14 protein-coding genes are annotated in these 13,111 nt (G+C 59.2%); 12 read left to right on the top strand and 2 right to left on the bottom strand.

Features of this window, described 5'->3' with window-relative positions; all coding sequences use genetic code 11:
* Nucleotides 1-81 precede the first annotated feature (81 nt).
* From Q6A51_RS13905 to Q6A51_RS13885, 5 genes are all read left to right on the top strand, one after another.
* Entirely contained in the window at nt 82-807 is a 726-nt protein-coding gene (locus tag Q6A51_RS13905) for a TetR/AcrR family transcriptional regulator (protein WP_201017916.1), read from the top strand.
* 24 nt (nt 808-831) lie between these two features.
* Nucleotides 832-1,377 carry a hypothetical protein gene (locus Q6A51_RS13900; RefSeq protein WP_201003645.1) on the top strand — a complete coding sequence of 182 codons (546 nt, stop codon included), beginning with the start codon at nt 832-834 and terminating at the stop codon, nt 1,375-1,377.
* A gap of 33 nt (nt 1,378-1,410) precedes the next feature.
* Entirely contained in the window at nt 1,411-2,688 is a 1,278-nt protein-coding gene (locus tag Q6A51_RS13895; protein ID WP_201003643.1) for a flavohemoglobin expression-modulating QEGLA motif protein, read from the top strand.
* A gap of 121 nt (nt 2,689-2,809) precedes the next feature.
* Nucleotides 2,810-3,718: an alpha/beta hydrolase gene (locus Q6A51_RS13890; protein WP_304575027.1), complete on the top strand. Its 909-nt coding sequence runs from the start codon at nt 2,810-2,812 to the stop codon at nt 3,716-3,718.
* Nucleotides 3,715-4,044, top strand: coding sequence for a hypothetical protein (locus Q6A51_RS13885; RefSeq protein ID WP_198724874.1), 330 nt, complete (start codon nt 3,715-3,717; stop codon nt 4,042-4,044). The genes Q6A51_RS13890 and Q6A51_RS13885 overlap by 4 nt, the downstream gene beginning before the upstream one ends.
* Before the next feature lie 54 nt (nt 4,045-4,098).
* Here the strand turns inward: Q6A51_RS13885 and Q6A51_RS13880 are convergent, their stop codons facing one another.
* Both Q6A51_RS13880 and Q6A51_RS13875 read right to left on the bottom strand, forming a co-directional pair.
* Nucleotides 4,099-4,881, bottom strand: coding sequence for an OmpA family protein (locus tag Q6A51_RS13880; protein WP_201017913.1), 783 nt, complete (start codon nt 4,879-4,881; stop codon nt 4,099-4,101).
* Nucleotides 4,882-4,940: 59 nt separating this feature from the next.
* Entirely contained in the window at nt 4,941-5,354 is a 414-nt protein-coding gene (locus Q6A51_RS13875; protein ID WP_201017912.1) for a DUF4398 domain-containing protein, read from the bottom strand.
* Nucleotides 5,355-5,767: 413 nt separating this feature from the next.
* Here Q6A51_RS13875 and ppc point away from each other — a divergent pair, with 413 nt between their 5' ends.
* From ppc to Q6A51_RS13840, 7 genes are all read left to right on the top strand, one after another.
* Nucleotides 5,768-8,404, top strand: a complete 2,637-nt coding sequence (gene ppc / locus Q6A51_RS13870) for a phosphoenolpyruvate carboxylase (RefSeq protein ID WP_201017911.1) — start codon at nt 5,768-5,770, stop codon at nt 8,402-8,404.
* 281 nt (nt 8,405-8,685) lie between these two features.
* On the top strand, nt 8,686-9,333 hold the full coding sequence (gene adk / locus Q6A51_RS13865) for an adenylate kinase (protein WP_201017910.1): 648 nt from the start codon (nt 8,686-8,688) through the stop codon (nt 9,331-9,333).
* 91 nt (nt 9,334-9,424) lie between these two features.
* Nucleotides 9,425-10,102 (top strand): tRNA (adenosine(37)-N6)-threonylcarbamoyltransferase complex dimerization subunit type 1 TsaB, encoded by a 678-nt coding sequence (gene tsaB, locus Q6A51_RS13860; RefSeq protein ID WP_201017909.1) that lies wholly within the window; start codon nt 9,425-9,427, stop codon nt 10,100-10,102.
* Nucleotides 10,103-10,336: 234 nt separating this feature from the next.
* On the top strand, nt 10,337-10,654 hold the full coding sequence (locus Q6A51_RS13855) for a hypothetical protein (RefSeq protein WP_201017908.1): 318 nt from the start codon (nt 10,337-10,339) through the stop codon (nt 10,652-10,654).
* A gap of 2 nt (nt 10,655-10,656) precedes the next feature.
* A complete protein-coding gene (locus tag Q6A51_RS13850; RefSeq protein WP_304575026.1) occupies nt 10,657-11,520 on the top strand; it encodes a DUF72 domain-containing protein in 864 nt (287 codons plus the stop codon).
* Nucleotides 11,521-11,576: 56 nt separating this feature from the next.
* Nucleotides 11,577-12,410 (top strand): isocitrate lyase/PEP mutase family protein, encoded by an 834-nt coding sequence (locus Q6A51_RS13845; protein ID WP_201017906.1) that lies wholly within the window; start codon nt 11,577-11,579, stop codon nt 12,408-12,410.
* 2 nt (nt 12,411-12,412) lie between these two features.
* Nucleotides 12,413-13,102, top strand: a complete 690-nt coding sequence (locus Q6A51_RS13840) for an extensin-like domain-containing protein (RefSeq protein WP_304575025.1) — start codon at nt 12,413-12,415, stop codon at nt 13,100-13,102.
* Nucleotides 13,103-13,111: the final 9 nt, after the last annotated feature.

The raw sequence follows: 13,111 nt of genomic DNA, 5'->3' as shown, positions 1-13,111 counted from the left end.
ATTGACGACCTTAACTGATCAGCATTGCCCCGCAGGAGCAAATTCATTCGCGAAGGGACCGACCACAAAGGAACCCCCGTCGTGACAATCGCTCAAGAAGGAGCCGCAGGTGTTGCAACCGCCGTGGCCAGGAGTGTCAGGTATCAGGGCCGCAAGGCCAGTCGGGAGGGAAGTGAACAGCGTCGGCAGAAGATTCTCGATGCCACCATGCGTATCGTGGTTCGTGATGGTGTGCGGGCTGTGCGTCACCGGGCCGTGGCGAGCGAGGCAGGTGTGCCGCTGTCGGCCACGACCTATTACTTCAAGGACATCGATGATCTGCTGACCGATGCCTTCGCCCAGTATGTCGAACGCAGCGCTGCCTATCAGGCCAAGCTCTGGCAGAACACCGAAGTCGTCCTGCGTGAAATGATGACTCGCGGCACCGCCAACCCGGACGATCGCTTACGTCTGGCCGATGATATTGCGCGCATGGCCATGGAATATATCCGGCATCAACTGCTGACTCGCCGTGATTACCTGATTGCCGAGCATGCCTTTCATCATGAGGCGCTGATCAATCCCGGGCTGGCGCCTCTTGTCGTTGCCCACCAGAAGATATTGCTGCAAGGCACCTGTCAGTTTTTGCAGGTTATCGGCTCGTCGCAGCCCGATCAGGACGCTCAAGTGTTGACGGGGATTATCCGGCGGATGGAATATCAGGGCCTGCTTCATGGCCCGCACTATCATGCGGACGAAGAAATACTCGGTATTCTCACTCGCCAGATGCGTCTGGTCCTGGGGATCGATTTATCGGTCCGCAAATGAGATAGCCCTTTTCAGGAGAGCACCATGAAAGCCTGGCGCGCATTGATTGCGCTGTCGTTCCTGTTCTTGAGCGGTTGTCTGGTGACCTTCGAGGACTCCATTCCCGCAGGCGACGCTGCTCCAGCCCACTTGTTGGGGCCATGGACCAGCAAGAATGCCTGGGGAGAGCCGCTTGAACTCGAACTTTCCCGTATCAGCGGCAACCTCTACAAGGCAGTCAGCTATCGTAAGGGAGATCGCAAGCATCGCGATGAGTACCGCTTTACGGTGACCGAGCATGGCAGCCGCTGGTATCTGTCGGCGCAACTGCCGGAAAAATATGGCTCTCACCATGTAATGGCTGGCTTTGAGGTGACCGATGCCCATGAACTGGTTGTCTACAACCTGGATCTGGATCGATTCAGGCAATGGGTGGATCAGAAGAACCTCAATGGCCAGTCAGTGGAGAGTGAGATCGGGCAGGGCCTGCTGATCACCAGTCCTCTGGACCAGGTGTTCGGCTATCTCGACGATCCTGCCAACTCCGATGTTTTCCTGGAGGTCGCACGCTATCAGCGTGTACCCAAGTAGTAGGGCAGCAGCCCGCCAGCCAAGGAGTACCGGGTGGACGAGTACCAGCAAACCATTCGTGGGTTATCGGATCGAATCGTCGTTGCCCAGACGCCGATTCGTGTACTGGATGCGGTGAAGTGGGACGAAAAAGTACGCAAGGATTTTCTGGCCGCCAAAGGCAAGGCACTGCCCGCCGTTGACCGTGCCTATTACGAAAATCGCCCGCTTGGGTTCGATTCCGGGGCATTGAAGCAGGAATTCCAGAACATCGAGCGCGATATCACTCGACAGTTGGGCCAGTTCAACCCGGTCGGGCAGATCATGCGCCGCATGTGCAAGGAATACCGCATGGTGATCCGCATGCTCGAAGCGCGTGGCACGCCGGATTTCGGTCTGATCTCCCAGGAACTCTACGGCGCGGCGTCCGATGCATTTCATGCCGGTGATCCGACCCTGGCCGACCTGGGGCTGATGCTTTCGGATTATCTGAACAACATCGCCGGGCGTGGCGACCTGAAGGACGAACCCAAGATCCTGACAGCCAAGGATGCTGTTTCCCTGCTGCAAACCCGCTTGAACAGGGTGTTTGGCGAGGCCGAGGAAACCATTCGGGTGTTCGAGTCAGACGGTATCGTTGCCGATGCGGCGGCGGGTGCCGATTACATCAAGATCCGCTCTGACGCGATGTTCAACGAGCGCGATGTGCGAGCGCTTGAAGTCCATGAAGGGCTGGTGCATGTCGGCACCACGCTCAATGGCCAGAACCAGCCGATCTGCACCTTTCTGTCCAAGGGGCCGCCCTCATCGACCGTGACTCAGGAAGGGCTTGCCATCCTGATGGAAGTCATCGCGTTCGCGTCCTATCCCAGCCGTCTGCGCAAGCTGACCAACCGTACTCGTGCGATTCATATGGCGGAGGAGGGGGCTGACTTCCTGCAGGTTTTCGAGTTCTATCGCGAGCAGGGTTTTGGCATGCCGGAGAGCTATGGCAATGCCAGCCGGGTCTTCCGTGGATCAACGCCCAACGGGCTGCCATTCACTAAAGACTTGTCCTACCTCAAGGGTTTCATCATGGTTTACAACTATATTCAGTTGGCCGTGCGCAAGGGCAAGCTTGAACAGGTCCCGCTGTTGTTCTGTGGCAAGACCACCCTTGAAGACATGCGTACCTTGCGTCAACTGGTGGATGAAGGGCTGGTGGTCGCACCCAAATACCTGCCCGACCAGTTCCGCGACATGAACGCCCTGTCGGCCTGGATGTGCTTCTCCAACTTCCTCAACCACCTGAGCCTGGATCGTATCGAGGCCGATTACTCGAATATTTTGTAGCTGGCCCTCTTTGTTCGCGAATGAATTCGCTCCCACAACATAAAATCCCACGGTGTGAGGGTGTGGAGTGGGAGCGAATTCATTCGCGAAAGCCATCACCCCAACCAAAAGGACCTTCAACTTGAAGATGATCAGCATCCTCGTGTTGATCTTCAGCCTCACAGGCTGCAGTTCGATGCTGTTCTACCCGGAACCCGGTCTGCCATTCACGCCTGAAAAGGCCCGTCTTCAATACCGTGACATTACCCTGACTGCCGCCGATGGCACTCGTCTGCATGCCTGGTGGCTACCCGCCAAGGAAGGCGTGCCGGTCAAAGGCACCGTGCTGCACCTGCATGGCAATGGCGGCAACCTGTCGTGGCATCTGGGCGGGAGCTGGTGGTTGCCCGAGCAGGGCTATCAGGTCCTGATGCTGGATTATCGCGGTTATGGGCTGTCCGAAGGCTCGCCGAGCATGCCGGCCATCTATCAGGACATTCAGGCGGCATTCGACTGGCTGGAGGCCGAACCCCAGGTAAAAGACAAACCTCTGGTGGTACTGGGGCAGAGCATTGGTGGTGCGCTGGGTGTGCATTATCTGTCGCAGCACCCCGAGCAACGCAGCAGGCTCAAGGCGCTGATTCTTGATGGCGTGCCCGCCAGCTATCGCGATGTCGCCCGTTACACCCTTGGCACTTCCTGGTTCACCTGGCCGCTGAAAACGCCGCTGTCCTGGCTGATCCCCGACGCGGATAGCGCCATCAACGGCCTGCCGCAACTCAAGGGCACGCCGATGATGCTCTTCCAGAGCATGGACGACACCCTGGTGCCGCTTTCCAATGGCATCAGCCTCTACAAGGCCGCGCCTCTGCCTCGAGTGCTGCAACTGACCCGTGGCGGGCACGTACAGACCTTCTCCGACCCGCTCTGGCGTCAGGTGATGCTGCGCTATCTCGAAGACCCACAGCATTTCAACGGCCTGCGCCGTCTGGGCGAAGTCCCCAACTATCCATCCGATACTCAAACCGAACCCGCAGAGAGCCTCAAATGAGCGAAGAGCGTAACCTCATTCCACTGATCCTGACCGGTATCGGCACCATCATCGGTACGGTCGGGTGTCTGTGGTTCTACGGCTACCTGCATTTCGCCAAACCTGAAGATGCCCTGTTGCTCAGTGACTTCACCATGCTCAAGACCGTGCCTGGCGAGGACTACAAGATCGCGGCCACGCCTGCTGCCGAAGTGGCGCAATGCATCGATGGCGTACTGGTGCTGTTCGATACGTCCCAGAAAGGCCTGACAGGCGTATTGGTCAACAACAAGAAACAGGCCGTGCGCTGCATGGGGCAAGAGACACCACAGCAATTGAAACCATGAAAAAGCCCCGCCTGCTTGAAGCAGGCGGGGCTTTGGGTCAACCGACGTCAGTGATTAACGCAGCGAAGAGCGCGGTGCCACTGGCTGGTTATCGTTGGAAATCGTCACTTCCACACGACGGTTCATGGCGCGGCCCGAGTTGCTGGTGTTGTCAGCCACCGGGTATTCCTTGCCATAGCCCTGAGCGACGATGCGCGATGGGTCTACACCTACACGAACCAGCGCGGCACGTACCGAGTTGGCACGACGCTCGGACAGCGACTGGTTGTACTCGGCGGAGCCGGTACTGTCGGTATAGCCTTCGACGATCACTTTACGATCCGGGTTTTCCTGCAGGAACTGCGCGAGCTTGGAGATGTTGCCCTGTGCGCCCGGCTTGAGTTCGGCACGGTTCAGGTCGAACAGCACGTCACCGAAGGTCACCAGGGTGCCACGTTCGGTCTGCTTGGCGTTCAGGCTGTTCTTGAGCTGGGCGATCTGTGCATCGCGAGCGTCCAGACGAGCCTTGGCGCGCTCGGCAGAGGCGTTTTGCAGGGCCGCTTCGGAAGTACGCAGGTTGATGGTCTCTTTGGCCAGTTCAACGCGCTGATTGGTCAGGTAAGCCAACTGGTCGACTTTCTTTTCGTCTTCCTTGTCGCGGAATGCTTTGTCAGCCTTGTCCAGCCAGTCGCTGGCGTCCTTGGTTTCAAGGGCGGCGACCTTGGTCGCTTGCGGGTTGCTTTGCAGGGCCGAGAAGTTGGTCCGCGCCTGTTCCAGATTAGGGTTCGGTTTAGTGGCACAGGCCGCCAAGGCTACGCTCATGGCCAGCAGGGCAGGGATCATCAATTGTTTGCGCATAATAGGATCGTCCTTTAATCAATTACCAATGCATGAAAAACGTAGAGTGCGATCTGGGCTTATTGCACCTGACGCAGGCCTTCTTCACGTAGTTCGTTGACGCCCTGACGAGCATCCTGCACGGCTTTCTCGGCCTTGGCGGCCTGCGATTTACGTTCGGCTACACGGGCATCCCATTCGGCTTGCTCGGCCAGACGGCGCGCTTCGTCGTATTTATGTTCCTGCATGGCCAGGTCGGCTTGCTTGAGTTTGTCCTGGGCCGACTTCGTTTCCACCGCGGCGTACTCGGTCCCGCCAGCGCTGACTGCACTGTTGACGGCCGACTGAGTCACTGCGTACTGCTCGGTTGGAGGGTTACCCGCGCAACCGGCCAGAATGAAGGTGCTACCCAGGGCCAGCGCAGCCAGTTTCAGCCCGCGCAGGCTTTTGAACTTGGATTTGGCAGTAAGGGTGTTCATGGTGATCAACTCCATTGTCAGACTCCGAACGTGGTTATCCATGACAGTCATTTTTCCTGGCCGGAAGGCTTCAGGGAGTGGTCCCGCTGCCTTGTGGCTTTCCTGTAATGGTCAATGGCTCCGACCTGTACGTTTTTTGAATAGTTCAGTTGAATTTTTTCAACACGGTCAGGATTCGCCGGTTACTTGCGCTCTATCACCCTTTTGGCGAGGCAGGTAAATACAGGCCCACACATTGAAACGGGCGGGCTGTAATGGCCCTTTGAGCCGATTAACCTCTGTCCGCAAAAGGGCACGTCAGCGGTTGAAGGGATACAAGAATTTGTCGCGGCACAGGTTTTTGGTGCACTGTTGGGCACAGTTCATTGAAAACTACCCATACAAGCCACCCATACAAGCTATCTATACAAGAACAGGGGGAGAGAACGATGGCCGATATCGATGCGCGTTTGCGAGAAGACGTCCACTTGCTGGGCGAGCTTTTGGGGAACACGATTCGTGACCAGCGCGGGGCCGCTTTTCTCGACAAGATCGAGCGTATTCGCAAGAGTGCCAAGGCCGGCAGGCGCGGCTCTGCGGCGGGTGCCGAGCAGTTGAGTTCCAGTGTCGACAGCCTGGACGATGACGAACTGTTGCCTGTGGCGCGAGCCTTCAACCAGTTTCTGAATCTGGCCAATATCGCCGAGCAGTACCAACTGATGCGCCGTCGCGATAATTCCCAGCCCCAGCCTTTCGAGGCGCGGGTGTTGCCGGAACTGCTCGATCGCCTCAAGGCAGAAGGCCATTCTCCCGATGCTCTGGCACGCCAGTTAGGCAAGCTGGAGATCGAGTTAGTGCTCACTGCGCACCCCACCGAGGTGGCACGTCGTACCCTGATCCAGAAATACGACGCCATTGCCGCGCAACTGGCGGCTCTGGACCATCGCGACCTCAACAGCATCGAACGCGAACAGATCACTTCCCGACTGCAACGCCTGATCGCTGAAGCCTGGCACACCGAAGAAATCCGCCGTATCCGGCCCACGCCTGTCGATGAAGCCAAATGGGGTTTTGCGGTCATCGAGCACTCGCTCTGGCATGCGATTCCAAGCTATCTGCGCAAGGCCGATCAGGCGCTGCAAGCCGCCACCGGCCTGCATTTACCGCTGGAGGCCGCGCCGATCCGCTTTGCCTCGTGGATGGGCGGTGACCGCGATGGCAACCCCAATGTCACGGCCAGCGTCACCCGCGAGGTCCTGCTGTTGGCGCGCTGGATGGCCGCCGATCTTTTCCTGCGGGATGTAGACCAACTGGCTGCCGACCTTTCCATGCAACAGGCCAGCGATGCCTTGCGCGCCAGCGTCGGTGAGAGTGCCGAACCGTATCGCGCCGAACTCAAGCGCTTGCGTGAACGTCTCAGGGCCACCCGAAACTGGGCCAATGCTTCGCTGACGGCGCCACAGCCTGCGCCGGATGCCGTACTGCACGATAACCGTGAACTGCTTGAACCTCTCATGCTGTGCTTCCAGTCGCTGCATGACTGTGGAATGGGAGTGATCGCCGATGGGCCGCTGCTCGATTGCCTGCGTCGTGCAGTGACGTTCGGGCTGTTTCTGGTGCGTCTGGACGTGCGCCAGGATTCCAGCCGTCACAGCGCGGCGATGACCGAAATCACCGACTATCTGGGCCTGGGTCGTTACGAAGACTGGGATGAGCCGACGCGCATCGACTTCCTGTTGCGTGAATTGAGCAACCGCCGTCCCTTGCTTCCCGGCCATTTCAAACCGGCTGCCGACACCGCCGAAGTTCTGGCAACGTGCCGGGTAGTGGCTGCTGCACCGGCTGCTTCGCTGGGTTCTTACGTGATCTCCATGGCCGGTGCAGCATCGGATGTACTCGCGGTGCAATTGCTGCTCAAGGAAGCAGGCCTGCAACGGCCGATGCGCGTGGTGCCGTTGTTCGAGACGCTGGCTGACCTGGATAACGCCGGGCCAGTGATCGAACGCCTTCTAAGCCTGCCGGGCTATCGTTCGCGGTTGCACGGCCCGCAGGAAGTGATGATCGGCTATTCGGATTCGGCCAAGGATGCGGGCACCACTGCTGCGGCCTGGGCGCAGTATCGGGCGCAGGAAAAACTGGTCGGGATCTGCCGCGAACAGCAAGTCGAACTGCTGTTGTTCCATGGTCGTGGCGGCACGGTCGGGCGCGGCGGTGGTCCGGCTCATGCGGCGATTCTGTCGCAGCCGCCAGGTTCGGTTGCGGGGCGTTTCCGCACGACCGAGCAGGGCGAAATGATTCGTTTCAAATTTGGTCTGCCGGACATTGCCGAGCAGAACCTCAACCTGTATCTGGCAGCGGTCCTGGAAGCAACCCTGCTTCCTCCTCCTTTGCCAGAGCCGTCCTGGCGACAGATGATGGATCAGATGGCGGCCGACGGGGTAAATGCCTACCGTGCCGTGGTGCGGGAAAACCCCGAATTCGTCGAGTATTTCAGTCAGGCCACGCCCGAGCAGGAGTTGGGCCGCTTGCCGCTGGGCAGCCGTCCGGCCAAGCGTCGTGCAGGAGGTGTCGAGAGCCTGCGGGCCATTCCATGGATCTTTGCCTGGACCCAGACGCGCCTGATGTTGCCCGCCTGGCTCGGCTGGGAAGCCGCCCTGAGCAAGGCGCTGGAGCGTGGCGAAGGCGATGTGCTGGCGCAGATGCGCGAGCACTGGCCATTCTTCCGCACCCGCATCGATATGCTGGAAATGGTGTTGGCCAAGGCTGATGCAGACATCGCCCAGCTCTACGATGACCGCCTGGTGAGCCCTGAACTGCAACATTTGGGTTCGCATCTGCGCGGCCTATTGTCGCAGGCCTGCGCAGTTGTCCTGGGCCTGACCGGGCAGCAACAACTGTTGGCGCACAGTCCGGAGACGCTGGAATTCATCAGCCTGCGCAACACTTATCTGGACCCGCTGCATTTGCTCCAGGCCGAGCTTCTTGCCCGTTCCCGCCATCGTGAATCCAGCCTGGACAGTCCTCTGGAACTGGCTTTACTGGTCTCTGTTGCGGGCATTGCAGCCGGATTGCGCAATACGGGCTGACAGGTTGGGGAGCATGTCGCCAGCGCGCCGATGTCAGCGCAATGGCGACATGGGGGCAGGGCAGGTGTTTATCCCGTCAGGGGCATTGAAGGTCGTACCGTCATGTGCAGGGTGGCGCAACTGCCGCCATGCCGTGGGTTGCTGCGACTTTTGGCGTCTTGTGCGGCCTGTGTCTGCTGTGTATCTTGGTCAGCCTTTTGGCCTTTGGCCGACGTTTATTTTTCAGATTGGCCCAAGAGGCGAATCCGACGATTGACTATAAAAATTTGAGGAGCATGACGATGCGCGTGATTCTGCTGGGAGCTCCTGGAGCCGGTAAAGGTACTCAGGCAAAATTCATCACTGAAAAATTCGGCATCCCGCAGGTTTCGACTGGCGACATGCTGCGCGCAGCGGTCAAGGCCGGCACTGAGTTGGGCCTGAAGGCCAAAAGTGTCATGGACTCGGGTGGCCTGGTTTCCGATGACCTGATCATCGGTCTGATCAAGGATCGCCTGTCCCAGCCTGACTGCGCCAATGGCGTGCTGTTCGATGGTTTCCCGCGCACCATTCCTCAGGCTGAAGCCCTGCTGAATGCTGGCCTGGACATCGATCATGTGGTGGAAATCGCGGTCGATGACGAAGAAATCGTTCAGCGCATTTCGGGCCGTCGCGTTCACGAAGCTTCCGGGCGTGTCTACCACGTGCAGCACAACCCGCCGAAGCAGGAAGGCATCGACGATGTCACTGGCGAGCCTCTGGTACAGCGCAAGGACGACGTTGAAGAAACCGTGCGTCATCGCCTGTCGGTCTACCATTCGCAGACCAAACCGCTGGTTGCGTTCTACAGCGAGCTGAGCAAGAAGAATGGCAAGCCAAAGTGCAGCCATATCGAAGGTGTCGGTTCCGTGGACGCGATCACCACCAAGGTGCTTGCTGCCCTGACCTGAGCCCGCAAGGCCTGAGTTCAACAATGGCCCGCTTGCGGGCCATTTGTCATTTATACTGCGTCACTTTTTTCCAACGAAGACGGATACACCGATGACCACCTTGCTGGCCCTGGACACCGCCACTGAAGCCTGCTCGGTCGCTTTGCTGCATGACGGCAAGGTACTGAGCCACTATGAGGTGATCCCGCGTCTGCATGCCCAGCGCCTGCTGCCCATGATCAAGGATCTGCTGGCCGAGGCGGGCATTGCCATGTCGGCACTGGATGCCATCGCTTTCGGTCGTGGTCCGGGCGCTTTCACCGGCGTGCGTATTGCCATCGGTGTGGTTCAGGGGCTGGCCTTCGCGCTGGAGCGCCCGGTGTTGCCGGTCTCGAACCTGGCAGTGCTGGCGCAACGAGCCCATCGTGAGTACGGTGCCTTGCAGGTCGCTTCGGCTATCGATGCCCGGATGGATGAAGTCTATTGGGGTTGCTATCGCGAAACGGCCGGTGAGATGCGTCTGGTCGGCAACGAAGCGGTTCTGCCGCCCGAGCAGGTTGCATTGCCTGTCGATGCCGACGGTCAATGGTTCGGTGCCGGTACCGGCTGGGGTTATGCCGAGCGTATTCCGCTTTCGCTGGTCGGTCAGGACGCCAGCATGCTCCCACATGCCCAGGATCTGCTGACCCTGGCGACGTTTGCCTGGAACCGTGGCGAGTCGATTCCGGCAGACGATGCACAGCCAGTCTATCTGCGCGACAAGGTGGCGACGCCCAAGGGGCCAAAGTAGGAGCGACTTCAGTCGCGAAGAGGCCAAAGAAAATAGATCGCCTGGAATGGTTCGCGAATAAATTCGCTCCCACGAAAATGTCAATTAGCCATCTACCACTTGTCGACTAATCCGTTGGTTATGCCCGACGGCGCAAACAATTTGCAATATGTGTGGTCTAGTTATCGTTCACGGAATTGCCAATTCCCGGCCTGTGACGTTAAATTGCCACTACAAGACGCCGAGTAGATATCGATGCGCATAGACGGACCCTCATCACGTTCATACCCCATCAAGCGAAAGCCCAAGAAGGCTCCTTCGACCGTTGAAGGCTCTTTCGAGGAAATCGATGGTGATGTTGAGTTGCCGTCGCCTCCCGCCCAGGCGTCGCGTCGCGAGTCTTCGGGTCAGGCGCAGATTGGCTCTACTGCCAACGTGCCTGCCCGTCCGCAGGACATTATCTTCCCCCGCTCCATGAGCACTCGTGTTGCCAACGCTTTGGCCAGCTATCTGACCACGGCCAGTTTTGTGGATTGGGACCTGGAAGTGTCGGGGCTCGATCTCCACGTCTGATCTTGTCCAGCCTGCCTTACTACCTGGGATGTCCGTCATGGAGCGAGAGCGCATGGCGTGAGTCGTTCTACCCCGAGGACACCCGTCCTTCCGATTTTCTGCGCCTCTACGCCCAGGTCTTCAACGTCGTCGAAGGCAATACCACGTTCTACGCTCGTCCCGCGCCCGCTACAGTCCAGCGCTGGGCCGAAGTCCTGCCGAAAGATTTTCGTTTCACTGCCAAGTTTCCCCGCGACATCAGTCACGAGGGCGATCTGCGCCTGCAACTGGATGCCGCAGAAGCCTTCGTGAAACTGCTGGCGCCCCTTGGCGAACGGGTATCGCCATTCTGGCTGCAACTGCCAGCCAGTTTCTCGCCGCAGCGCCTGGCGGAACTGGCGGGGTTTCTCGATGAACTCAAAGTGCCTTTGGCGGTGGAAGTACGGCACATGGCCTTTTTTGAGAAGGGCGATGAGGAGCGCATGCTCAATCGCTTGCTGCTGGACCGTGGCGTTGAGCGTATCTGTCTGGACTCGCGGGCATTGTTCAGTTGCGTGTCCACTGATCCGGCTGTCCTGCATGCCCAGTCCAAGAAACCCAGAGTGCCGCCACGCCCGGCTGCATTGACCCAGTCGCCGCAAGTGCGCTTCATTGGCCGTCCGGTTCTTGAAGACAACGACCCGTACCTTACGCAATGGATCGAAAAGGTCGCCGTCTGGATCGAGGAAGGGCGTACACCTTATGTGTTTCTCCATACCCCGGACAACCTGAAGGCCCCCGACCTGGCCCAGCGTTTTCATCGGTTTCTGATGGCGCGCCTGCCGGGGCTGGCGCCATTGCCCGAGCTGGATCGCGGGCCGCAAGTTGAGCAACTGGGCTTGCTCTGAGGTCGATAGTTGTGGGTTCAATAGCCCCCCACATCACGATGACCTGGAAAAAGCTCATGGACTCTCGACAACTGCACCGGGCACAAGCATTCAAGGCGCTGCATGAGCGCGATAGCGCTTTTGTCATTCCCAATCCCTGGGACGCGGGCTCGGCAAAGCTGCTGGCTTCCCTGGGGTTCGAGGCCTTGGCGACCACCAGCGCCGGGTTTGCTTTCAGCCTGGGGCGAGCCGATGCCGAAGGCGCAGTCGGTCGCGATGAGGGGCTGGAGAATATCGCCGCCATCGTTGCAGCAACCGAGTTGCCAGTAGCTGCCGATCTGGAGAACTGCTTTGCCGACAGCCCTGAAGGATGCGCCGAGACCTTGTTGAAGGCCGCTGCAACCGGGATTGTCGGTGGCTCCATCGAGGATGCCAGCGGTAACGCAGCCCGGCCCATCTACGATTTCGAGCTGTCCGTCGAGCGCGTCAGGGCGGCGGTTGCAGCTGCGCGTAGCCTGCCGTTTCCCTTTCTGCTGACGGCACGTGCCGAGAACCTGCTGCATGGCCGGCTGGATTTCTCCGACACCCTGCGCCGCCTTGAAGCCTACGCCGAAGCCGGTGCAGACGTGTTGTATGCACCGGGATTGCGGACTCGTGAGGAAGTCATCGCCGTGGTTCGGGCCGTAGCGCCCAAGCCTGTGAACGTTCTGATGGGGCTGAGCGGCGTGACCCTGTCGGTGGCGGACTTGACCGAGTGTGGCGTCAGGCGCATCAGCGTGGGCTCTTCCATGGCGCGTGCGGCCTTCGGTGCGCTGTATCGGGCCGCAGAAGAGATCCGCACCCACGGCACCTTCAGCTATGCCGAGCAGGGGCTGCCATTCGCTCAGCTCAATGAATTGTTCAAACGCTGAGGATGCGGATTTTTCTGCTGGGGTTGCTGTTGTGTGCGGGAGCCGTTGTCGCAGTCTGGCGAGGCTGGATCGATGTACCGCCGCAGTGGAACCCGTGGGCACCTCTGGATGTGCGGCTTGAGCCTAACCTGCTGACGCCTTTCAAACTGGCGCGGTTGAAGGATGACCCGGCGCTGTGCGATCTGGCGCTGGGTTCATCGAGCCTGCGTTTCAGTCGTCAGGCCGACAGCGACCCGTCTGCCCGATGCCCCTTGCAGAACACCTTGCGTATTCAGGGCGGCGATGTCGCACTGAGCAGCAGCTTTCTGGCCAGTTGCCCGCTGGCCGTGGCCTACGCCTTGTTTGATATCCACACTTTGCAGCCTGCTGCCCAGGCCGTGTTTGGCCAGCGTGTCTCACGAATCGATCACCTGGGCAGCTTTGCCTGTCGGAACATCTACAATCGTGCCAATAGCCGCCTCAGCCAGCATGCAACCGCCAATGCTCTGGATATCGCAGGGTTTCGTCTGGCTGACGGGCAGAGAATCAACCTGCTCAAGGACTGGAATGATGACGGTGAAAAGGGGCGCTTTCTAAGGCTGGTGCGCGATGGCGCCTGCAAGAACTTCAGCACGGTGCTGGGGCCGGAATACAACGCGGCGCATCGTGATCATTTTCATCTGGATATGGGGTTGTGGCAGGTGTGTCGTTAGGCTCTATAT

The sequence above is a fragment of the Pseudomonas serbiensis genome, from assembly GCF_030580745.1.
Taxonomy (GTDB): Bacteria; Pseudomonadota; Gammaproteobacteria; order Pseudomonadales; family Pseudomonadaceae; genus Aquipseudomonas; species Aquipseudomonas serbiensis.
The sequence above is the reverse complement of the archived record's forward strand: the minus strand, read 5'-3'. Positions and strand labels throughout refer to the sequence as shown.

Excerpts from the sequence above, each read along its gene's own strand:
- Q6A51_RS13900 (WP_201003645.1), top strand. The coding sequence starts at position 832 with ATGAAAGCCTGGCGCGCATTGATTGCGCTGTCGTTCCTGTTCTTGAGC.
- Q6A51_RS13885 (WP_198724874.1), top strand. The coding sequence starts at position 3,715 with ATGAGCGAAGAGCGTAACCTCATTCCACTGATCCTGACCGGTATCGGC.
- Q6A51_RS13880 (WP_201017913.1), bottom strand. The coding sequence starts at position 4,881 with ATGCGCAAACAATTGATGATCCCTGCCCTGCTGGCCATGAGCGTAGCC.
- Q6A51_RS13875 (WP_201017912.1), bottom strand. The coding sequence starts at position 5,354 with ATGGAGTTGATCACCATGAACACCCTTACTGCCAAATCCAAGTTCAAA.
- ppc (WP_201017911.1), top strand. The coding sequence starts at position 5,768 with ATGGCCGATATCGATGCGCGTTTGCGAGAAGACGTCCACTTGCTGGGC.
- adk (WP_201017910.1), top strand. The coding sequence starts at position 8,686 with ATGCGCGTGATTCTGCTGGGAGCTCCTGGAGCCGGTAAAGGTACTCAG.
- tsaB (WP_201017909.1), top strand. The coding sequence starts at position 9,425 with ATGACCACCTTGCTGGCCCTGGACACCGCCACTGAAGCCTGCTCGGTC.
- Q6A51_RS13855 (WP_201017908.1), top strand. The coding sequence starts at position 10,337 with ATGCGCATAGACGGACCCTCATCACGTTCATACCCCATCAAGCGAAAG.
- Q6A51_RS13845 (WP_201017906.1), top strand. The coding sequence starts at position 11,577 with ATGGACTCTCGACAACTGCACCGGGCACAAGCATTCAAGGCGCTGCAT.
- Q6A51_RS13840 (WP_304575025.1), top strand. The coding sequence starts at position 12,413 with ATGCGGATTTTTCTGCTGGGGTTGCTGTTGTGTGCGGGAGCCGTTGTC.